This is a genomic window from Bacillus halotolerans (genome assembly GCF_001517105.1).
Classification (GTDB): domain Bacteria; phylum Bacillota; class Bacilli; order Bacillales; family Bacillaceae; genus Bacillus; species Bacillus halotolerans.
In genome coordinates, this window is record NZ_LPVF01000009.1 from 212373 (window position 1) to 235310 (window position 22938).

The window sequence follows — 22938 nt, forward strand, 5'->3', positions numbered from 1 at the left end:
CCCCTTCATTTAAAATGCCTCTTTTGCCTTTTCTAATCAGTCTTTGCGTTGACATTCTGAAAGGCTGCTGTAGCATCCCAAACGTTCAAGCCAAATTGACCTTCTGAGAATGCAGAATCTTCAGCATCTATGACTAGACGGTCATCCAAATATATTTTAAAGTGAGCGCCATGAGCCACAGTTTTCAAATGATATTTTTTATTTATATCTATTGGTGTTTGGTGTTCGGCAATAACAGAGGCAATCCCGTCCTCAAATTTGAAAAATTTCACAAGATCATGTTTCGCATCCACATTGGCTACATAACCGTTTTGTGCGTCTTTATCAGAACGAAACACAAGAGCCCCTGCCCCTTTTCCGTTCCCATCCTTAATGATTATATCGGATTCATAAGTGAAGTCAGCTCCTGATGCTGAAGACATCATGAAGGAATCGCCGTCTGATCGTCCTTGTTTTCCATCAATTGTGTCGGCCCACGTACCGTTTACAGTTGTCCAGCCAGTCAAATTGGATATAAACGGTGACGCTCCCCATGCTTTTTTTAAAGGATGAATCGTTAGGGAGTTTACCTTAGCACGGCCATTAACAGCATATAATTCAAGACCTTTGCTTGATCTATCCGGGAGAATGATGTCAGTCAACACCTGCTGCCCGTCATTACCAAATACTTCGACTGAAGAGCGGTCAACAAAAATACGCATTTTAATCTTTCCATTTACCGGCTTCAGCGGAGCTGCTTGCTTCCCAGTGTTAAAGGTTGGATTAAAAGTGACATTTCCGGATTGGCTTCGGTCAACGAACAGTTTGCCGCTCTGTTGATGATAACCGACTTTTGTATATTGATTTCTCCCTGTTCGAACCTTAAAACCGAATTCAGAAGCCGAACCTGGATTCACTTGAAACTCTGCATTCATTTCATAAGCATCTCCAGATATACCCGCCAATACATTACTGCTCTCTGGCGATATCATCTTATTTTTCCACTTCTGCGCGGCTCCCCTGATCGATTGCAGCTCTGTTACTGGTGTTTGAATCACTCTGACCCCTTCGGAAAACGCTTTCAATTTTACTTCTCTTGGAATAGTCATTGCACTTCTCCATGGAGATGTAGGAACATCGTTAGCATATTGCCAATTGCTCATCCACCCTAGCCAAAGCCGCCGTCCATCTGAAGAAGGGACATCGGACCAAGAAACAGCCGCATAAAAATCTTTACCGTAGTCGGTCCATAATACTTTGTCTGACGGGTTTTCGTTCTTGAAAGTTGTTCCATCAAAACTTCCTACAAAATATTGCATGCCTGATCCTCCTGAAACCGCACCATTTCCGACACTGACTTGCATCACCCATTTCTTTTGTTTCGGATTGCCGTCTACAGGAAGCTCAAATAAATCCGGACATTCCCATACGCCTCCATGACTTCCTTGTCCTTGTCCAAACTCACTTGCATATGTCCACTGCTTCAAATTTTTCGATGTATAAATGAGAATTCGGTCACCAGCTGCCACGACCATCACCCACTTTTTATCTTTTTCATACCAAAACACTTTCGGATCGCGGAAATCTTTTTTTTCCGGGTTTGGAATGGCCGGATTACCTGAGTATTTCGTCCATGTTCTGCCTTTATCATTACTATAGGCGACGCTTTGCACTTGGCCGTCTTCATGATCCTGCGTATATATAGAGACAAGCGGCTTCTCCTTGCCGGTTTGAAAACCGCTTGTATTATTCCAATCGACCACTGCGCTCCCGGAAAAAATTGTGCCTTTTTCATCAGGTGACAGCGCTATGGGAAGGTGCTTCCAGTGAACTAAATCCTTGCTTACTGCATGGCCCCAATGCATCGGCCCCCATTGCAGACCGTATGGATGATGCTGATAAAACAAATGATACTCCCCTGCATAATAAACCATTCCGTTTGGATCATTCATCCAGTTTGCCTCTGGTGTGAAATGATATTGAGGACGGTAATCCTCATCATAGTAGCTTGAATCGGCTGCACTTACTGGCAGCGCCATAGTAAACAGCATGGTGAATAGGATCACGACTTGAATAAGCTTCTTTTTCATTCTGATTCTCTCCTCTCTAACATATAAAAACATTCAAGAGAGACATCTGCACGAGTGATCCGTGATAAAAGCTGTATCGAATGATAAAGAGGTTATGAGAAAGACTTCTGCAGGTTCTCCCCTTTTAACTGTTAAGCGCTTATGCCAGAAATCCAGCCCAATAGCCAAGAATACCGATCACAAATATGCCAACGATAATAAGGAGCGGATTTACTCCTTTTCTCAGCATCCATGCCACTAATAAAGTCAATCCTAAAGGCAGCACCCCCGGCATAATGCTGTCTAAAATATTTTGCACAGTTTGAACGTCAACTTTTCCGTTATCATCTTTAATTCTTGAGACAACGATCGGGATGTTGATGGTGGTCCACTTGGAGACCAAAGCCCCCATCACAAATAACCCGAGGATGGAAGCGCCTTCTGTCAGTTTTTGAATACGATTCCCTGCTAGATCCTGCAAAATCTCCATCCCTTTTACATAGCCATACTTTAAACCGTAATATTTTGTGGTTAATCTGATGGCATTCAGCAGGAAAAAGAACAGCAGAGGACCGGCAATGTTTCCGCCTAAAGCAAGAGAAGCCCCTAAAGCAGCCAATACGGGACGTACGGTTCCCCAGAAAATAGGGTCGCCCACACCCGCTATCGGACCCATTAAACCGATTTTCATCCCGCTTATTGCTTTCCCGTCTATTCCTTTATTGTTCGCCATTTCTTCTTCCATGGCAGCTGTCACCCCAAATATGGGTGCGGACAGCCACGGATGTGTATTAAACCATTCCAAGTGGCGCTGCAAAGCTGCGTTTCTTTTCGCTCCCGGACCGTACAATTTTTTTATCGCCGGTATCATCACATAACAATATCCCATTGCCTGCACACGTTCAAAGTTAAATGAGCCGAGCAAGAAATTCGAACGGATAAACATACTGAAAATGACTTTCTTTGTTAATCTTTTTTCTTTCTCCAATTTTCATCCCCCCTCGTTCTTATGCATCAAGATCGTCATCATCATCATAGACAGCTGCATTGCTGCCGTCCGCGGCTGCGGCGACTGCCCCGTGGGCGCTATTTTTTTGCATAACCTGCTGGTATAAAAGCGCCAGACAGAGACCAAGAGCGCCAAATCCTACTAAATTGAAATCGGTAAACGCTGCCAACAAAAAACCAATATAGAAAAATGGCTTAAGATAAGGGATATTCATCATATTGATCACCATTGCATACCCCACAACAACAATGATGCCTCCTCCTATTTGCAAACCTTTGGTAATGACTTCCGGAATATTTCCCAAGAACGCCTGAACAGCGCTCACACTGATTAAGGCCACAATCAAAGTCGGTATCATGACACGCAGCGCTTGAAACACCATGGCGGTAATATGCATAATTTCAATTCCTTTGATATTCCCCTCCCTGGCATATTTATCAGCACGGTGAATGAAAAAGACAGTAATCGTTCGGACAAAAATAGTAAGCGCTTGACCTGCAGCTGCCAAAGCAACAGCGACGGCAATGCCTTCACCAATGCCTTGATCAGCGGTAATCACTAAAATGGTTGAAATCACAGAGGCAATGGCTGTATCAGGCGCCATGGCGAGGCCGACATTCATCCAGCCCAGCGCCATCAGCTCCAGCGTTCCTCCTAAAATGATTCCTGTTTTTAGATCGCCAAGCACAAGGCCAACCAAAGTGCAGGCAATCAGCGGACGGTGTGTTTGTCCTTCATCCAATACACTTGCAATACCTGTAATGGCTGCAATGATTAACAACAAAATAATTTGTATTGAAGTCATCATCTCATCCCCTTGATGATTTTGTCACATTTCTCAAAATCTCCATAAAGTCTTCACTGGCATCAGAAGGCAGCTGCCTCAATTCCAGTGTGACGCCTAATTCATTTAATGTCTCAAACGCCTCTATATCCTCTTCAGTTACGCTGACTGATTTGGTGATTTGCCGGCGATTATTCTCAAAACGCATCCCTCCGACATTTACGGTTTTGATAGGGACGCCTGCTTCTATGAGAGATACAATATCGGATGGGTTTTCAAACAGCAGCATCGCCGTTACCCCTTCGTAGCGCGGACTATGAAACGCCTTTGCCATTTTAGAAATTGATACGGCACTCGCCTTTACATTGGAAGGAGCAACAGAAAGGATCAGGGTTTTTCTCATTTCATCCTGCGCAACGTCATCTGACACAACGATGATTCGGTCTGCTGCATGGACTTTAATCCATCTTGTCAGGATTTGGCCGTGAATAAAGCGGTCATCAATTCTTGCCAATGTAATGTTCATCATAGTTCATCCTCTCTTTTTTCTTCACAAACTGTTTTTGCTTTTTCTAAATGTTCGCTGCAAACTTGAAAGCTTTGCTGGCTCATTTTTTTTAAGTGATTCAGCATTTCTTTGAGTTTCATGTGTTCTCTCAGGCTTAATACCTCCAGTAATATCGGCAGGTTTATGCCGGCAGCCATATCCATTCTTTGATCCTTAGCGATGAAGGAAGCCGCTGCGTTATATGGTGTGCCTCCAAAAATATCAACTAAAAAAAGCACCTCATTTTCTTTCGGAATATCCTGAAGCGTCTGATGATATTTTTCTTGCAGCGTTTGGATGCCCTCTCCTTTAAAAAACGGCACCGCTATCAGATGATTTTCTTCACCGAATATCATGCCTGAAGATTCTTTTAATGCTATGGGAAAGTCCCCATGTCCGCTAATAATGACTGAAATCATAACACGTTTGCTCCTTTCCTTTTTCGTACATCCATTTATAATGCAAGTATCGTGCCAAAGAATCTGTGTTAAGCGTTTTCATTTATTTTGCAGCACATGAAGAAAGCTGATTGAAACACATGTGAATATAAAAATAAACCTGTATTAAAATGGCGTTCCATTTAATACAGGTTTACGTAAAAAAACCGCTTTTAACACATGTGGCCATGTACTTCTTCAGCAAAAATGGCGGCTATAAATAATTTTTCATCATCGCTTATGTTCAGTCCCAATTTTTGTTCATAAGGGATTAATGTTCGCTCTGTCACCTCAAAAATCTCATTCAGCTGATCGGTTATTTCGTCTTCTTCGGAAAAAGCAATCGGATTCTGTTTAATCACCCTTTCAAAGGCAAAAGCCGTATGCATAATCACTTTGATCATCACTGTGTTATTGAAAATGATGCCTAACTCATCTTGAATGGTCTGAAGCCACTCTAATAAGATTTCTATAATGTGATGGGGGTTCAAAAAAACCAGATACTTTTTCAAACTATCCTCGCAAAGCTCCCGTACAATGATGTTTGCGCCCGATAATCCATTACTCATCGGAATGCTGCCTTTTGTGATCGCCTGTTGGATCATCTTCTCTCCTTCACCTTCAATTAATACCTCCAAAGATACATGCGGAGCATTGATTTTAGGATCTTTTGTTCCTACTGTCGCAAGAATCTCATACTCTTTTTCGATTTCTTTGATGCTGTTTGCCAATTTAATCGATGATACGGTCAATATGTGGATGGGCACATCAGAGGCCTTGTTTACGATCGTTGTTAAGATGTCTTCCAGCTTTTTTGCCGTTCCGCTGCCTGTTGTGCAAATCGAAACCAACGCCCTCTTTTTGCCTGGTGAGGCGGCAGGCTGCCGATCCCATAACTCAATAAAATCCTTTGTGACCGAATCATATATGGCATGTAAATGTAAATTCAGATAGTTCACCTTTCTGACGGCGTCCAGCACCATTGAGGTCGTGACATTGCTGATTGTTTTGATTTTGATGCCTGTTTTTTCTTCAAGCTTGCTTTCCAGCATTGCAAGTGACCCCATGTCAACAAGCATTAAAACACCTTCACCTTCATCTACTTGCTGTATTTTTCCCGCTAAGCGCTCCATAATTTCCGCAGGTGAAACAGAAAGGGGCATATCGACGGCCGCAATTGGGGTGCTTCCTAAAAGCTCCGTCGCTACTTCAACCATGGAACTCGCCATGCTATTTCCATGTGCGGCAACCACAATCCCAACTCTTTTGTTTTCTTTTAACGTTTTGATGGAATGAATCAGCATCGTTAAGTAGATGACTTCTATTTCCGGAACGGTTACTCTGAAGTGTTCCTGAATTTTGTCTTTAAATATGAGCGCCACCTGATACTCTTTCACATGGGTATCACGGATTTCATCCGTTTCCTGCGCATTTAAAACATCAATTTGCTTACCGCGTTTTAAAAATGAATCAATATGCATACTTAAAAAATAGATAAATTTACGGTCAAATGTGCAATTCAATTCTTGTTCAGCAACTTCTTTTAATTGCTTCGTCATTTGAATCACGCCGTCCTCAACAAATGTCAGCAGGTTGTCATTTCGGAACGCGCTTTGATTAAAAAAGCTTCTGACATGCAAATGAATATCCGTTAAAATATATTGATTTATTTCCTTTTTGGACAAGCCTTCTTTGTTTAGCACTTCGACCTTTTCTTCTATCAAATGATACAAATTAAATGATAGATCATCATCAATTTTTGTTGTTTCATCTTCTACTATCGGGGATATGATGGTTGTGATATTGACATATTCAGAAATCGTTTTGCTTCTTTTCATGTTTTTGCTGCTTGACATCCAATCTTGCTTGATTTCATCTGGGAGATCCCGAACGGTCAGTTCAACAACGTCATCTCTGTCAAGATTATGTAAAAATCCATGTGCACAAACTAACTGCACATTTGATTTCAGCTGTCCCACATTCCCAAACTTCGCAGAATGAATCAATGCATTATATACATCGATATGCACACTTAGATTCTTCTTAATACGCTCTGCTTCTTTTCCTAATAAAAACGTTGTGAGATCAACTCTCTCTTTAAGAGATCGTTCTTCCAGCGATGGAATATGAATCGTCATTGGAATTCTTCGCAAAAATGTTTTTAATAGAGCAGAATTAGGGTTTTCGGTAGTTGCGCAAATAAATAATACTTTCGATGTTCTTTTATGTTCAGTTTCTCCAAGACGGTTATAAGATCCGCTGTCGATAAAATAAAACAGCATTTCTTGTCCCTCAGGCGGAAGACGATGGATTTCATCCATAAACAGAATGCCCCCGTCGGCCTGCTCAACTAAACCGGCTTTATCTTCGCTGGCGCCGGTAAATGCTCCTTTCTTATGACCAAATAATTGTGAGAGTAATAATTGAGGATTGTTATAATAATCTGCACAGTTAAATGTGATGAACGGAGAACCAGGCTTCAAAATGTCAGAGTAAATCGCAAACTGGTAAATCCGGTTCGCAAAAAGGGATTTACCGGAGCCTGTTGGTCCTAAGAGAAGCATGTGCAGACCGTGTGGAGGATAAAAAACAGCTGCTTTTGCTTGAGAAATTGCTTTCTTCAAACTGCCTTTTGCTCCAATCATAAGTTCAAGAGGATTCGTAGAAATATTTTGATCGTTCTTTTTTTGATTTTCAGAAAGCCCCTTCAGTTCTTTAACTTCCATTATCTCTGTATTCCATTTTTTGTTGAATGCTCTTTCCACTACTTCCACTGGAATGTAGCGCACGGGAAACGTTTTAATTTTTATCACCTTTTTGGACCGCACGAGATTATTTAATTCAAAACTGACATTGGACCGCTCTATCTTCAATTGCTGAGCAATTTCCTTTGCTGAATTTCCCTGTACCTTTAAAAGATGATCTAAGCTGGAGTCATGAAAATTGCGCATGAGCTGATGGTATATTTTATCAATTCTTTTCATCTATATCATCCTTTGTCCTTATTCGTCAAAATTGAAAAAACGGACATCAGTTTTTATGCCTTGTACTGAGGATCTCACCTCATTCTATGGCCTTGCGTCCGCACTTGGATTTTCTTTTTCAATATTCTGTGAAATGTTTTTATATGCAGGAACAATAGCACGTATCTCAACACAAAAGCTTGCACCGATTAAAAAATAATTTCGTTATTTGTCTAAACAGACGCCCTTTTTTGGTGTTTTTGATCTATGATTCACTCAGGTTGTCCCCCTTCAAAAGTAATAATTCGTAAACAGTTTACCACTCTCCGTGAACATATTGGTGACAAAGTTCTGATACTTCGGAAAATACATCTTAAAGATCAGGGCAAACAACCCAAAACTTAATCTCTTGTCATTATAAATATGACTGAATGTAAACTCTCTATTCTTTTTATAACATTATTATTTTAATAAAAAATAGCGGGATATATTATTAGAGCGGCAGAAAAGAAATCCTTTACACATCCTGATGGATATGACACCTTATAAAAATAGGTACATTAGTTACATTTAATTAAAAAAATCAATAAAATTTAATATAATATCAGTTTCCTGTTATAATAATAGATAAAAAATTTAGGAAGCTATGATTCCTAAACAACCAAGATCACTATATTTTTTATTGGAGGAAAACATAAAGTGACGGACGATTCCACTATAGACAATTCTCTGCACAAACGGAAATTGTCCAGAGGCCTTAAAAACAGGCACATACAACTCATAGCGATTGGGGGGCAATCGGAACTGGTTTATTCCTAGGATCAGGGAAATCAATACATTTTTCAGGACCCTCTATTTTATTTGCTTACATGATCACGGGCGTATTTCTCTTTTTCATTATGCGTTCACTGGGAGAGCTGCTCTTATCAAACGCGGGATATCACTCTTTTGTTGATTTTGTAAGTGATTATTTAGGAAATATGGCAGCATTTATTACCGGATGGACGTACTGGTTTTGCTGGATCTCACTTGCTATGGCTGATTTAACAGCTGTCGGTCTTTATACACAATATTGGTTTCCTGGTGTACCCCAATGGATGCCAGGGTTCATTGCGCTTATGATGTTGCTCATCATGAATCTAGCGACTGTAAAACTTTTTGGTGAATTGGAGTTCTGGTTCGCATTAATCAAAATCATCGCAATACTGGCACTGATTGTTATCGGTATTGTCTTGATCATAAAAGGATTTTCCACACAGTCAAGCATAGCCTCCTTCACGAATCTTTGGAGTCACGGCGGCATGTTTCCAAATGGTTTACATGGATTTATCCTCTCATTCCAGATGGTCGTGTTTGCATTTACGGGCATTGAACTTGTGGGGCTTACTGCAGGCGAAGCAGAAAACCCAGAAAAAGTAATCCCTAAAGCAATTAACAATATCCCTATTCGAATTTTGCTTTTTTATATTGGCGCTCTTCTTGTGATTATGAGTATTTATCCATGGAATATCATCAATCCTGCTGAAAGCCCGTTTGTTCAAGTATTCTCAGCGGTCGGTATCACAGCAGCCGCCAGCATAATTAATTTTGTTGTACTGACATCTGCTGCTTCAGCTGGCAATAGCGCTTTATTTAGTACAAGCCGGATGGTATACTCGCTTGCCAAGGATCATCATGCACCTGACCCATTGCAAAAGCTGACTGCCTCAAATGTACCAAGCAATGCATTGTTCTTTTCAGCCATTGCCATTCTTATTGGTGTTATTCTGAACTATGTAATGCCAGAGCAAGTCTTTACGCTTATCACAAGTGTTTCTACTATATGCTTCATCTTTATTTGGGGCATTATTGTGATTTGCCATTTGAAATATCGGAAAACAAGACCGGATGCAGCAAAGGTGAATACATTTAAAATGCCGCTTTTTCCATTATCCAATTACGTAACACTGGCTTTCCTAGTGTTCATACTGGTTGTGCTGGCACTCGCGAAAGATACGCGTGTTTCCCTATTTGTCACTCCTGTTTGGTTTCTCTTATTGATGATTGCTTATAAAGTTCGTCATACTAAGTGAAATCATAAAAAAGACAAGGGAGCTGTTTATCCCTTGTCTTTTTAGTGTGCTGCAAGGCACTGGATATTCCATGTTTTACGATCCCGCTCATTGAGTGTCATGATCTTTTCCCGTACAAATGTCTCCAAATAAACGTATGCTGAAGATAAAAACATACATGCCTCCGTGATTTAATCTCCATACTTATCAAAAGACTCCGTTCATATTTTGAACGGAGTCTTTTGATAAGTGGCCGTGACATCAATTTAAACCAGTTTTAATACCAAAGCCCACTAACATGATTCCCGTTATTTTTTGAAAAGCTTTCTGGAACTTTGGGTTTTTCATCCATTTTTTTGCGTAATCAATGATATAAACGAGAAAGAGAAACCATAACACCGCTAACAGGGTGAGAATTGAAGCTAAAATAATAAGCTGCTGGTTTACATTTCCCTTCAGATTGATGAATTGGGGCATGATCGTGACATAGACCAAAACCGTTTTGGGATTGAGAATGTTACTGAGTGAACCTTGCATAAAGGAAGATTTATAGTGTCGTTTCGGAGAAATTGCTGCGGTTTTTGCCTGAGCTTGCATGTCGTCTAAAGAAAACATATTTTTTGCAAAAAAACTTTTTATCCCTAAATAAATTAAGTATGCTGCTCCCAAATATTTGATTGTTGTAAAAAGAATCACCGACTTGGCAATGACCATTGATAAACCTAGAATGGCAATAACCGTCCAAAAAGAAAGTCCCGTTGCCAATCCGAGAATATTATATCGGCCAGCCTTTGCGCCATACCTAAGGGTATTTTTCATAACAAGCATCGTATCTGCTCCTGGAATGATAACCATCATGGCAGCGATCGGTATGTATGCGAGTAAGCTGTGCATGTTCTTTCCCCCTTTAAATGAATCCCCTTAACATATAGTGACTACTAAAGTAACTCCCTGCAAAAAGTGTATCAATACGTTTGGAAAAAATCAATCTGGTTTGTTAAAATAGCGATTACAAAGGCAGCGACTGCTCTTTATATTGGAGGATGTATGAAGGAAAATATGTTAGACATTTTAAAAAACCTCAATTTTACCGAATATGAATCAAAAGCTTATCTGGCATTATTGCAAGAATCGCCTTTAACCGGCTATGCGGTAGCCAAAAATTCCGGCGTGCCTCGTTCAAAAATATATGAAGTCTTGGAAAGCCTTGTCTTAAGAGGAGATGTTTTTGTAAGCCACGGAAACACGCCTCAGTATGTCCCTGTACCCGCTAAAGAACTGATTAAAAACCGACGGCTCAAAGCGGAAGAGAATTTTGACCAGGCTGAAAAATACTTTGAAAAATTCGAACAGACCGCAAATGACCGGGAAAATATCTGGAATATTACCGGCCGCAGTGAAATTCTTGAAAAGGTGAAGGCTTGTATATTGTCAGCAAAAAAAAGAATCCTCTTGGAGATCTGGAAAGAGGATTTCAAAGAGGTGGAATCAGAGCTGAGACAGGCGGCAAATAAAGGTGTCATAGTCACCATTATTGCCTACGGAGATATCGCATCTGATTTTGCTAATGTGTACCTTCATGATATGAGCAGTGAAATTACAGAAGAGTATGACGGACGGTGGCTTGTATATAGCGGAGATGATTCAGAAGTAGTAGCAGGTATTGTCTCTCTTGGCAACGATAGCCGTGCTGCATGGACGATGCATGTAGGTTTAGTCATGCCTATTACAGAAGTGATCATTCATGATCTGTATCTCATGGAAATTATGAAGAAGCATAGAGGGCTTTTAGAAGATAGTTTTGGAAAAAACCTCATCCAGTTACGACGCAAATTTTCAATCCACTCAGATTTTAAAAAACATTACTTGGAATAGAACACATGATATTTCCTGTATACCATGTAACCAAAAAACATGGCTTGTATCAACAAGTCATGTTTTTTTATGCAACTCCCCCATTAATAGGGTCTTTTCCGTTTATTTTTAAGCAATTGATCCTCCTCTCCCGCTCCTGATCACTTTTTTTAAAAAAATAATATCTGCGCAAACTATTTTTCAAACTGCCCCGTCTATCCTAGGTAACATCCTACGATATACGTATATTCAAAAAGGAGCCCTTTATTGCAATGAAGAAAAAACAAACAATAAAAGCGTTGCTTGTCACGTGTATAACTGACCATAAGCAAGATTTCTACAGGTTAGCCTTCAGTTATGTGAAAAATCAAGATGACGCATTAGATATTATTCAGGAATCTATAAAAAAAGCGCTCAGCTCAGTTGAAACGGTCAGAAACCCTGAGACGATAAAAAGCTGGTTTTATAAAATCTTAGTACGTACAGCTATCGATTTTTTACGAAAACAAAAAAAGGTAAAGGTGATGGATGACGAAACGATTGAGTTTTTAAGCTCCGGAAAGGAAGATCACTATAAGGACACTGATCTTCATGAAGCGCTCGACGAATTGCCGTCCCACTATAAAACAATTATTATTTTGCGTTTTTTTGAAGACCTCAAACTAGAAGAAATTGCGGAAATTACAGGGGAAAACATGAATACCGTCAAAACGCGCCTTTACAGAGCATTGAAGCTGATGCGCATTCAGTTGACGAAGGAGGATCTTTCTTAATGGATAAGAGATTACAGCAATTAAGAGAAGAATATAAAAATGTCCAGATTCCTAAAGAACTGGATATCGTTGTCGAAACAGCCCTTCAGCAAAAACCAAAAAAGAAAAGAATCGTCATGTGGCCGACATCAGCAGCTGTCGCGGCAGCTATTTTATTCACTGCACTTGTTAACATCAACCCAGATGCAGCTCAAGCGATGTCAAAAATCCCTGTCATCGGCAAGATCGTCAAAGCCATCACTTTTATTGAGATCAAAGAAGAGAAAGATGAATCAAGCATCGATGTCAAAACGCCTGCTCTGTCGGGACTTTCTAATAAAGAGCTTGAAAACAGCATCAACCAGAAATATTTGAAAGAAAGCAAGCAGATGTATAAAGAATTTATACAGTCCACATCCAAAAACAAAAAAGGACATCTCAGCATCTACAGTGATTACGAGACAGTAACAGACACGCCAGATTTAATTTCTATTCGGCGTAATATTGAAAAAACACAAGCATCATCTTACACACAAAGCCGTTATATCACAATTGACAAAAAGAATGATATCTTACTTACATTAAAAAGCTTATTTAAAGATGACCGCTATATCAAAGTCATCAGCCAAAACATCAAAGAACAAATGAAACAGCAAATGAAGGAAGATCCAAATAAAATCTATTGGGTCACTGACGAGGATGCAGAACCATTCAAACACATTCAGCCTGATCAAACGTTTTATATTACAGAAGACCATAAACTTGTGATTTCATTTGATGAATATGAAGTTGCCCCCGGCTATATGGGCGTTACAGAGTTTAAAATTCCGACCAGCGTCATCTCAAATCTGCTCATGGGAGAACGTTATGTTCGATAACAGAAAAACATCCATGTCATCATCTGTCATGGGTGTTTACCCTTTCGCAAAGGACCTGACAAATATCAAGAAGGCGTAACCTTGCAGCCAAAACAACGAGAATATCTGCACATGATTGGAGGAATACCATGTATCACAAGACACAGCATCACCGCTACATCACTGGACTCGATGGCCTTCGGGCTTTTGCCGTCCTGGCAGTTATCGCTTATCACCTAAACTTCAATTGGGCTAACGGAGGCTTCATCGGAGTTGATATCTTTTTTGTATTATCAGGCTACTTAATTACATCTATTATATTGCCGGCACATGGAAATGATATCAGCCTTGATTTTCGGGACTTTTGGGTGCGCCGAATTCGGCGGCTTCTGCCAGCGGCTTACCTTATGATCATTTCCGCTGTTATTTGGGTCGTCGTGTGCAACCGGGAACTTTTGCACACTGTGCGCGGAGATGCCATCTCTTCTCTCTTTTACATGAGTAATTGGTGGTTTATTTTTCATAAACTCTCGTATTTTGATAGCTTTGGATCCCCGTCACCGCTTAAAAATCTTTGGTCATTGGCAATTGAAGAGCAATTTTATATTGTATGGCCGATGTTTTTGGTTGCTGGAATGTACATATTTAAAAACCGTGCGAAACTGGCGGCAGCGGTGTCGTTGCTTGCGCTCTGTTCAGCCGTGATGATGAGCGTACTGTATGAACCCGGCGGAGATCCGAGTCGCGTGTACTACGGCACAGATACTCGTTCGTTTGAACTTCTGATAGGATGTGCTCTGGCTCTGATATGGCCGATGAAAAGGCTGTCTTCCAACAGGCTGCCATACAAACTGAAGCGCCTTTTGCATGTCACAGAACTTTCGGCGTTTTGTATTTTAGTTTTGTGTGTCTATTTTACAGATGAATACGAACCTTTTCTTTACAGAGGCGGAATGTTTTTAATAAGCATTACAGCCGCGGTCCTTATTGCATGTGTATCCCATCCGAGCAGCTTTTTGGGCATTCTGCTGTCATGGAGGCCTCTTCGTTGGCTTGGAACGAGGTCTTACGGTATTTATCTTTGGCACTACCCTATTATTGTGTTAAGCACGCCGGTTCAAGAAATCGGAAACCCTGTTTTTTGGCATATTGCGCTAAAGATCATCGCTACATTTATACTCGCCGAGCTATCCTATCATTTTATTGAGAAGCCGATACGGACAGAAGGGGTTAAGTCATTTTTCCGCCGGGCTTTTATTCATAGAATTCGGGAATGGAAAACGACATCTGTCATCAGCAAAATGTCAATTGGCTTCGTCATTCTCGCTATGCTTATTTTTGCAGGGGGACTGTCAGGGATAGCCGGAGAGAAAAAACATCCGCAATGGACGTATAGTACACAAGAAACAAGCGCTGACACAAACCAGACGTCAGAGCATAGAAAGATGGCAGCATCCGATAAAGACGGAGAAAACAAATCCAAACAAAAAACAACAGCCTCAACTAAAGACCAAGAGGAATCGAAGGCAAACGGACAGGAGACTAAGAAAAAAAAGGACGTAAAATCTCAGAAAGAACCGGCAGCTGCTGATAAAGAAGTATTAGCAATAGGGGATTCCGTCATGCTTGATATCGCCTCCAGCCTCCGTCAGTCTCTTTCACATGTCATAATTGATGGGAAGGTGGGAAGACAAATGTCTCAAGCTTTAGAACTGACACAGGAATACAAGTCTTTTAATCAGCCGAATAAATCTGTCATCATTGAACTGGGAACCAATGGCTACTTTACAAACAGCCAAATCGATCAATTGCTTACATCTTTCTCAAAAGCTCATATCTATCTTGTCAATACGCGGGTTCCCCGGCAATGGGAAAGCAAGGTGAATGAAGCTTTGCGGCAGCAGGCTAACACGCATAACAATATTACGTTGGTTGACTGGCATACAGAAGCTCTCCAGCATCCGGAGTATTTCACCCCTGACGGCGTACACTTGATTCCCCAAGGGGCTGAAGCTTTAACCGCTCTTATCGTTCGGGCAATAAAATAGATTAGCAAAAAAGAGGTCCTGCTTAGACCTCTTTTTTGCTATCCTGCAGGTTGAAAACCGCTTTTAAAAAAGGATTGCCTGTCACATAGATGACATGGACCAGGCATAAAACCTAATCTATTGGAAATTTATATTCTGCATTCTAAAATTATTCCTTCCGCTTCGTTCTCAAATTCACCTAATACGATAATAACCTTCGATTCTTTATTCATATTGCCACCCCCTTCGTTTATGATCTATTTATATTACAATGTTTTTCAATTTTTGTTAATGAATAGGCGTAAGAAAACTCACAATCCCCCGCCCTTCCTAACTTGAGAAATGGCTGACCTGTATATGGTCCTCATCATTTTTATTTCTAGCTGTGAAGCCCTTATGTTTACCTATCGTTTACGTGAGGGTAAGTAAATATAGAATGGAGGGATCATCGTGGAAGCTAATGCAGAAAAAGAGATGAAAAAGCAAATAAATCGATACGAGCTTTTTTTCAAAAAACGATATAAAGTTCTCTATACAGTAAACGATTTTATCATTGGCGCTTTATTTTTAATCGGCAGCTTTTTCTTCTTTTACGATGAATTAATGTCTGCAGGGATATGGCTGTTTGCGGTTGGCAGCTTCCTGCTTTTAATCAGACCGACGATTCGTTTGGTTCATGATTTTCATTACAGAAAACATCTTGAGCGTCTATATCATCATGGAACATCCTCTGACTAGCTTGAAGTGTGAGGAAGCGAACAGATGAATGCATAGTCTCAAATCGGACAGTCTAACTCAAACGGCAGGATGAGATGCAAGAATAAAAAGGAAAAAACGCTTGATTAAGTTTCTGGAAAATTAAACTCCAAGATACAAATATATAACTTTATAACTATTTATTTATAAAAAACCAGAAAAAAACCTAAAGTTTTATATCTTTCGGACGATAATAATAACAAGGCCGGCGCGATACTCCCTATAACATCCTTTTCAGTAGATTTCAATATCGTGCCGGTTTTTTTCACATGCTAAAGCAATCCCGCCATCTCTGGCGGGATTTATTTTTGCTTACATTCCAGTCCATACATCTTTTACATAACGTTTTTGATCTTGCAGCTTCTTCAGCCATTCTGCTGACGCTTCCTGACTTGCTCCTTTGCCAGCTTCATAAGCCGCACGCAGTGTGTTCTCTACTTCAGGAGCCATTTGCGCACCATCGCCGCATATATAAACGTGCGCACCTTTTTCGATCAGTGAAATTAATTTCTGTGCATCTTGATTTAGCAAGTGCTGAACATATACTTTTGGTTCGTCTTCCATTCGTGAATAGCATCGATGGACTGTTACCAAACCGGCTTTTTCCGCCTGATCAAGCTCTTCTTTATAAAGATCGTCATGATCAGGACGCCGGCATCCGAAGTATAAATGAGCTTCGCCAAGCGCACTTCCTTCCTTCTTCAGAACGGATCTGGCCTGGATGAAACCTCTGAATGGCGCAATTCCTGTACCCGGTCCCACCATAATCAGCGGGGTTTCGGGATCATTAGGCAGCTGGAATCCAGATTGCGGCGTCCGAATGAAACAGGCAACCGTATCACCTTGACGGAGTCCGGCTAAGTAATTGGATGCAACGCCCTTGTATTCCCCGCGTCCGCTCCAAGCTGAGGCCTTTACAACTCCCACCGTCATACTGACCCTATTTGCTTTGACCTTCGGTGAGCTTGAAATTGAATAATATCTTGGCTTTAGTGATGGCAAAAGCTCTAAAAACCGTTCAAACGGCATTTCGCAGGCCGGATAGTCCTCTAACAGATCCAGCATTGTCACACGTTTTGTCAGAACCTGTTCCTTGTACATTTCATCACTCGATACAAGCAATTCCAGCTCTTTTTTATGAGGCGGGCATACTGTATATGAAGCCAGCTCACGAAGCTGAAGCCTTGAAGCAGAATCCTGCAGCTCTACGTAAGATGATAATAACTCCGTCACTCTGATCGGCCGATCCAGCGGAAGGTGAGCCATATGCGGGCTGCCGTTCATTTTTATCACAGCCTGCGGCTGCAAATCGAATCGGTTGAGAACCCGTTGAACCAGCTCTTGGCTGTTTTTCGGCAATATTCCGATGTGGTCGCCTTCTTTATACGTTTTTGAGTCAGGGAGCTCCAATTCTATATGACGCGTCGAACGCAAACTGCTTGCTGTCTGAAGCTCATGGTTTTCAAGAACGATACCTTCAAACGCGCCATACGCTTTAGCAAGCGGTGTCTCTGTTGCTTCACTGAGGAATGTAATGGATAGTGACGGCTTCGTTTCTTTCTCGGTTATTTCATTCACGTGAAAGGCTTCCATTGTTTCCTTCCAAAAGCGGTTCTCCCAAGACTCGCGATGGCTTTCAAAGTCATCGGCCGCATCGCCTTCCCCAATGGATGTCAATCGTGATGCTCCTTTTGATGCCATCATGTCATCGATAAGCCGAGGAATTCGCTGATACGTGCTGGCCCAGCTCCGGTTTCCGCAGCCGAATACCGCATAGGAAACATCCTTTAATTGACCTTCCTCCAACTCTCCCAGCCACTCAACAAAGCCAGCAGCATTATCAGGCGGCGCTCCGTTATATGAGGCAGTCACAATGACAACAGCGCCTTGGTCGGGGAGTTTTCCAATGTAATCATCAAGAGGTGCAGTTTCCGCTGTAAAGCCGAGCCGGCGCCCGTAAGCTGCCAATTCACCTGCCATGCCTTCTGCGGTGCCGAGATTTGAACCGTAAAGAACGAGTAAAGGTGTGCCGTGTTTAGGTTTTGTCTCGTTTTCCTTCGTTTCGTGCGCGGTGCCAGTCTGTTCTTTTTTCTGAACATTCATTTGGACCGTTTTCCTTGGTTTCACTGTAATTTTAAAATCATCCGGTTTAATTGTTAATGCCTCTTTGATTTTGAGCTCGTAACCAGTGTGATTCATCAATTCAAAGTGCTTTAATACAAGTCCGAGAACCATTGTCGCTTCTTGAAGCGCAAACTGCATCCCGATACACGCGCGCTGGCCGTTTCCAAACGGTTTATACGCATGGTGAGGAATATTCTCAGGGTTTTCAAACCGTTCCGGACGAAAATCTTCTGCATCTTCACCCCAAGCGTTTTGATCTCTGTGAAGTTTTGGGATCAAGACGGAGACGGGCTGTCCTTTACTGATAGGGTATTCGCCGCCTAAAACTGTATCCTCCTTGGCATAAAGAGAAAAAGCGGGCGCTGTCGGATACAGCCTAAGCGTTTCATTGAGAACCATCCGAACATATTTCAGCTGCTGAATGTGTTTATATTCAGGCGTGTCTTCCGTTAACACGCGATCGGCTTCCTCTTGAGCTTTTTTAAGTTTTTCCGGATGTTTAAGCAGACAGTAAATCGCAAAGGAAAGCAAGCCGCTCGTTGTTTCATGGCCTGCGATTAAAAACGTGATGATTTGATATCTGATGTTTTCATCATCCAGTGTCTCACCCGTTACAGGATCTTTCGCATAAAGCATGAGCGATAACAGATCCTTAATGTTTTGGTCCGGGTTTGCTTTTCGCTCTGCTATAATTCTGTCAACCAGCGAATTCATCACTTCGATATCCTTTTGGAACTGCTGTCTCGTTTTGACCATCATCTTATCCTGCAGGCCCAGTCTTTTTGTTTGGTTCATTCCCTCTTTTAAAGCCCGGAGCATGCTGGTGATAAACGGATGCTGCGTATCACGGTAAAAGCTGTTAAACCGGTAGTTAAATCCGCATAACCCGATGGTATCAAGCGTCAGGCGGGTCATATCGTCCGCCACGTCAATTTCTTCATTCGGATTCAGCCGGCTCCATTTTTGAATCAGCTGTGTCGCGATATCCAGCATCATAGAATGATAGCCTTTCATTGCTTTTTGACTGAAGCTCGGCAGCAGAATACGATGGGCTTTCTGCCAATTCGGCTCGTGCGTCCAGCTAGTAAACAACCCGTCTCCTCCGAACTCACGCACTTTCAGCAAGCCTTTTCCAAGGTTTTTGTCAAATCGGCTCTCGTCACACACTTCAGCAACGAGTTCATGGCCTGATACGAAAACGCCGGATACACCAGGAAAATCGAAACGGAAAATCGGCCCTAACTCATCAGCAATCCGCCATAAGGATTGGGAAAGCTGTTCCTTTTCCAAATGCGGGAGGTTTTTTAAAGGTCCGTATGTTTTCGGCTGAGGTATTGCACTTGCCTGTTTCATAAACATCTTCCTTTCTTTATTCTTCTGAAGTCAATGAATGAAGTTTAATCGCATCCCAGCAGCATTGCTCCAATTCAGAAATCAAATCAGCATTCATCTCTATATCACCTTGTTGCACAAGCTGATACAACTTGAGAAATGCGCCTAATACAATCGCAATTAATACATTGGAGGGCAAGGAGCGGATCACTCCTTCTGTTTTTCCCTTGTTAAAAAAATCGTCAAGCATTTGAGTCAGGTTTTCTATCATTTTTTTGCTTGTTTCATTTAAATAGTGAGCATCCTTTTTCGTTTCAAGGAAAAAAAGCGCGTAGTCGCTCTCCTTCGTAAATTGAACGAGACAGCAAAATATGTGGCGAAAGCCCTCTCTGACAGGCATTTCAGAATAATTTCGCTTTACCTTTTCTGAAAAGCGCTGAATGCTTTCTTGAAACAAAACATTGACGAGTGTTTCTTTGCTGTCAAAGTAGCGATAAATCGTGCCTGTACCCACTTCAGCTCTTTTTGCTATCATTGGGATGGTGGTGGCATCAAATCCTCTTTCCGTAAAAAGCGAGAGCGATGCCTTCATGATCAAATCGTATTTACTGATAAGTGCGGATGCCATGTAAACTTAAAACCTCCGATTCATTTAGGAATGAACATTCATTCCGTTTGTTCATAAATGATATCCACTCTGTCTCGAATCACCTCTTACCCATTCTTATGTTTATAGTTTATATGAAAAAAACTTTTTTTAATATAAATGCTATGCAAAAAATATAAAATTAAGAAAATATACCCAAATCCCTGAATGTCAGAAGTCTGGATATATTTCCCGAGAAATTTTTTATTTAACAGCGACAATACAAAGGCACGAATCGCGTCTGATGACAGAAATGTCTCTAAAATGCTGATCTTGCAGCAATTGAATATATTTTTTCTCGTTTCTTTCTGCATTATTATCAATACTGATGTAAAATCGGCCGTCAATTTGGAGCACTCGATAAATCTCTCTTAATGCGAGCCTGACATCAGTACAAGCCTGAACCGTATGTAAAGAAAATACTTTATTGAAGGTACGGTCTTCAAAGGGGATCCTTTCCGGATGACCATGGAAAATGCCCCCTTGATCTGTTTTCTTTTTCTTTTGGATTGCACGAGATACCTGTCTTACTTTTCGCTTAGAAGAGTCGATGCTTTTTATGCTTCCCTTTTCAAGTTTTCCCGTTATTGTCTTAAAGACAGAGCCGTTTCCGGTTCCAATTTCTAAAATTCTGTCATTTTCTTGTATGTCTATAGAATCAATCATCATATGCTCAATGATTTTAGTTTGCTTATATTTCCCAGAAAATAATTTCAATAGGTTCGCTCGTTTATAAAGTTTGTTTTCTAGCATTTTAAACACCTGCTTTTGGTTTCCTGTAGCTTATTTATTATATTGAAAAAATAAACATCGCTTCATTTCTTATACAGAATGAAGATATCAACTAGACGGCAATGTGTTTAGAAATGTTTCAACAGAACTGAACATTTTCATTTTTTCCCGCAAAAAAAGGCAGAAAACAAAATGTTTTCCGCCCGCTTTTTAATGCCAATGATATGGGAACATATACAGCCTTTGCTGCTGCATCGCCGCCAGCCTCTGCTGACGGAATGGATTACCATAGCCGTGTTTGAAGGAATGCGGCATGGATGCATAACCATGACCTATCGACGGCAGCCTTTTTTGTTGAAAGTTCATCATGCCATCACCTGCCCTTACATAAAGTGCTGCTTTTTATATGATATGCAGGACGGCATTTCCTTGACAGCTTCATTCGCTACACTTGGTCCTTCTCCATCGTATAATGCATCAATAGTTCCATTTTAAACATTTGTCATCTCTCCCTTCTGTATTTTGTTTCCTTTTTTTAGCGCCAGTTTGTCAAATAAAGATGTTTCAGCTGAGATTCTTTCATTTCATCATAAATCTGCTCGATCTGCTGTTCTTGTTCGAACTCTTCCGGGCTTTTAAACCGCTTGTTAATCGTTAAAGTCAAAAAGAATAGGTTAATCGTCATATCGCTCACCCCCTTTCAAAGTCCGCTCCAAGCGAAATAACCCGCGGCATCTCCCTGCCGCGGGCACATAAAAACCGCAGACAAAAGAAGACACCCATGTCTCTACTGCCTGCGGGGAGTTGCGTATGTCCGACGATTCCGAATTTAATGCGTGCGATAAGCATCGGTTAAGGAAGGACACGGACTCTTCCACAGGCTGAATAAACCATTATAAATTCCTTGTACATTGCTTGAGCCACTAACTGGTCTGCGTCGTTGTCGCATTGTCATTTTGATTCAGCCTCCTTTGCTTTTTTTCTTACTTTGTAAGTATATCCACCAAATTCCATTTTGTAAACATCTTTTTCTAAAAATGGACGTAAATTGTGTGATTCATCGACTGTCTTTGTCCCTTGTTTATGATACCTGTTTCATTTCTTTTCTGAAGCGGTCTTTCTTATGATATGCGATAAAATAGATGAATCCGACAAACACTGCTCCTCCAATAACATTGCCGATAAAAGCCGGAATGAGGTTTCCGATAAACTGCCCCCACGTAAACGAGCCTGCAAAAATGGCAGCCGGAATCACAAACATGTTGGCGACAACGTGCTGAAATCCGATTGCCACAAAGGCCATAACAGGGAACCATATGCCAACAATTTTCCCTGCGCCATCTTGAGCACCGAAGGAAAGCCAAACTGCAAGACACACCAGCCAGTTACAGCCGATGCCGGAAACGAGCACCTTGCCAAAGCTCATATCAAGCTTGCCTTGCGCGACAGCGATCGTCTTTTCCAAATATGCCCCCGTTTCGGTTAAGCCGACAAGATGTCCGAAAAAGTAAGCAACAAACAAAGCGCCGATCAGATTCATAATGGTAACGATCACCCAATTAACCGCCAATTCCTTTAGTGATATTTTTCTCGAAAATAACGCCATTGCCATTGACATCATATTTCCTGTAATCAGTTCAGCCCCTGCAAGAACCACAAGTATCAATCCTACAGGAAATACCGCAGCCCCGATCAAACTGGACAGGCTTCCCCATTCTTTCGGAAGATCGCCGATCACTCTGATATCAAGCAAATAACCGAGTGCGATAAAAGCACCGCCTAAAAAACCCAGCACCAAGAGAGACAGCAGCGGAAGCTTTACCTTTTTCATCCCTGCTTCAATTGCTGCTTCTGCTATTTCATCCGGTTTCCGAAAACCCATACTACATACGCCTCCATTGTTTCTCCATTTTTACAGTTATAAAAGAAAAGCATCAAAAAAGGCAGCACTCAAATAACCTGTATCCATCAGGTGTTTGAATGCTGCCTAACTTGTGTGCATGCCCATACAACAACATC

The 22938-nt window shown here is 41.2% G+C and carries 18 protein-coding genes and 1 pseudogene; 6 read left to right on the forward strand and 13 right to left on the reverse strand.

The genetic code is table 11. The features are described from left to right. Nucleotides 1–32 precede the first annotated feature (32 nt). The 6 genes from AU387_RS08800 to AU387_RS08825 form a co-directional block, all read right to left on the reverse strand. Nucleotides 33–2069, reverse strand: a complete 2037-nt coding sequence (locus tag AU387_RS08800; RefSeq protein ID WP_059335488.1) for a glycoside hydrolase family 32 protein — start codon at nt 2067–2069, stop codon at nt 33–35. A 139-nt stretch (nt 2070–2208) separates the two neighbouring features. Further along, nucleotides 2209–3036 (reverse strand): PTS fructose transporter subunit IID, encoded by an 828-nt coding sequence (levG, locus tag AU387_RS08805; RefSeq protein ID WP_059293541.1) that lies wholly within the window; start codon nt 3034–3036, stop codon nt 2209–2211. Between the two features lie 19 nt (nt 3037–3055). Next, the gene (gene levF / locus AU387_RS08810) at nt 3056–3862 is read right to left on the reverse strand and encodes a PTS fructose transporter subunit IIC (RefSeq protein ID WP_044154405.1); all 807 of its coding nucleotides are present in this window, start codon (nt 3860–3862) and stop codon (nt 3056–3058) included. 4 nt (nt 3863–3866) lie between these two features. Beyond that, the gene (locus AU387_RS08815; RefSeq protein ID WP_059293540.1) at nt 3867–4367 is read right to left on the reverse strand and encodes a PTS sugar transporter subunit IIB; all 501 of its coding nucleotides are present in this window, start codon (nt 4365–4367) and stop codon (nt 3867–3869) included. Then, nucleotides 4367–4807, reverse strand: a complete 441-nt coding sequence (gene levD, locus AU387_RS08820) for a PTS fructose transporter subunit IIA (protein WP_059335489.1) — start codon at nt 4805–4807, stop codon at nt 4367–4369. The genes AU387_RS08815 and levD overlap by 1 nt, the downstream gene beginning before the upstream one ends. A gap of 191 nt (nt 4808–4998) precedes the next feature. Beyond that, the gene (locus AU387_RS08825; RefSeq protein WP_059335490.1) at nt 4999–7809 is read right to left on the reverse strand and encodes a sigma-54-dependent transcriptional regulator; all 2811 of its coding nucleotides are present in this window, start codon (nt 7807–7809) and stop codon (nt 4999–5001) included. 678 nt (nt 7810–8487) lie between these two features. Between AU387_RS08825 and AU387_RS08830 the strand changes: the two are divergent. Continuing rightward, nucleotides 8488–9860, forward strand: a pseudogene (locus AU387_RS08830) (amino acid permease). Between the two features lie 240 nt (nt 9861–10100). On the opposite strand, the gene AU387_RS08835 reads toward AU387_RS08830, so the two are convergent. Beyond that, on the reverse strand, nt 10101–10733 hold the full coding sequence (locus AU387_RS08835; protein WP_044154377.1) for a LysE family transporter: 633 nt from the start codon (nt 10731–10733) through the stop codon (nt 10101–10103). 153 nt (nt 10734–10886) lie between these two features. Between AU387_RS08835 and AU387_RS08840 the strand changes: the two genes are divergently transcribed. The 5 genes from AU387_RS08840 to AU387_RS08860 all read left to right on the forward strand — a co-directional run bounded on the left by AU387_RS08840 (nt 10887) and on the right by AU387_RS08860 (nt 16067). Then, nucleotides 10887–11714 carry a TrmB family transcriptional regulator gene (locus AU387_RS08840; RefSeq protein ID WP_059293538.1) on the forward strand — a complete coding sequence of 276 codons (828 nt, stop codon included), beginning with the start codon at nt 10887–10889 and terminating at the stop codon, nt 11712–11714. Nucleotides 11715–11965: 251 nt separating this feature from the next. After that, nucleotides 11966–12466 (forward strand): RNA polymerase sigma factor SigV, encoded by a 501-nt coding sequence (sigV, locus tag AU387_RS08845; RefSeq protein WP_044154367.1) that lies wholly within the window; start codon nt 11966–11968, stop codon nt 12464–12466. Continuing rightward, entirely contained in the window at nt 12466–13323 is an 858-nt protein-coding gene (gene rsiV / locus AU387_RS08850) for an anti-sigma-V factor RsiV (RefSeq protein WP_044154362.1), read from the forward strand. The genes sigV and rsiV overlap by 1 nt, the downstream gene beginning before the upstream one ends. Nucleotides 13324–13451: 128 nt before the next feature. After that, the gene (locus tag AU387_RS08855; protein WP_059335491.1) at nt 13452–15350 is read left to right on the forward strand and encodes an acyltransferase family protein; all 1899 of its coding nucleotides are present in this window, start codon (nt 13452–13454) and stop codon (nt 15348–15350) included. Between the two features lie 453 nt (nt 15351–15803). Continuing rightward, nucleotides 15804–16067: a YrhK family protein gene (locus AU387_RS08860; protein ID WP_207203690.1), complete on the forward strand. Its 264-nt coding sequence runs from the start codon at nt 15804–15806 to the stop codon at nt 16065–16067. A 330-nt stretch (nt 16068–16397) separates the two neighbouring features. Here the strand turns inward: AU387_RS08860 and cypB are convergent, their stop codons facing one another. The 6 genes from cypB to AU387_RS08880 all read right to left on the reverse strand — a co-directional run bounded on the left by cypB (nt 16398) and on the right by AU387_RS08880 (nt 22801). Then, on the reverse strand, nt 16398–19562 hold the full coding sequence (cypB, locus tag AU387_RS08865; RefSeq protein WP_059335492.1) for a bifunctional cytochrome P450/NADPH--P450 reductase CypB: 3165 nt from the start codon (nt 19560–19562) through the stop codon (nt 16398–16400). 16 nt (nt 19563–19578) lie between these two features. Beyond that, complete coding sequence (fatR, locus tag AU387_RS08870; RefSeq protein ID WP_024122281.1) at nt 19579–20169, reverse strand: transcriptional regulator FatR; 591 nt, start codon at nt 20167–20169, stop codon at nt 19579–19581. A 222-nt stretch (nt 20170–20391) separates the two neighbouring features. Continuing rightward, on the reverse strand, nt 20392–20940 hold the full coding sequence (locus AU387_RS08875; RefSeq protein WP_059293534.1) for a class I SAM-dependent methyltransferase: 549 nt from the start codon (nt 20938–20940) through the stop codon (nt 20392–20394). A gap of 189 nt (nt 20941–21129) precedes the next feature. Further along, entirely contained in the window at nt 21130–21288 is a 159-nt protein-coding gene (locus AU387_RS21580) for a hypothetical protein (protein WP_125825436.1), read from the reverse strand. 166 nt (nt 21289–21454) lie between these two features. Then, complete coding sequence (locus tag AU387_RS20515; RefSeq protein WP_024122284.1) at nt 21455–21604, reverse strand: YrzI family small protein; 150 nt, start codon at nt 21602–21604, stop codon at nt 21455–21457. 396 nt (nt 21605–22000) lie between these two features. Next, on the reverse strand, nt 22001–22801 hold the full coding sequence (locus tag AU387_RS08880) for a formate/nitrite transporter family protein (RefSeq protein ID WP_059335493.1): 801 nt from the start codon (nt 22799–22801) through the stop codon (nt 22001–22003). Nucleotides 22802–22938 lie beyond the last annotated feature (137 nt).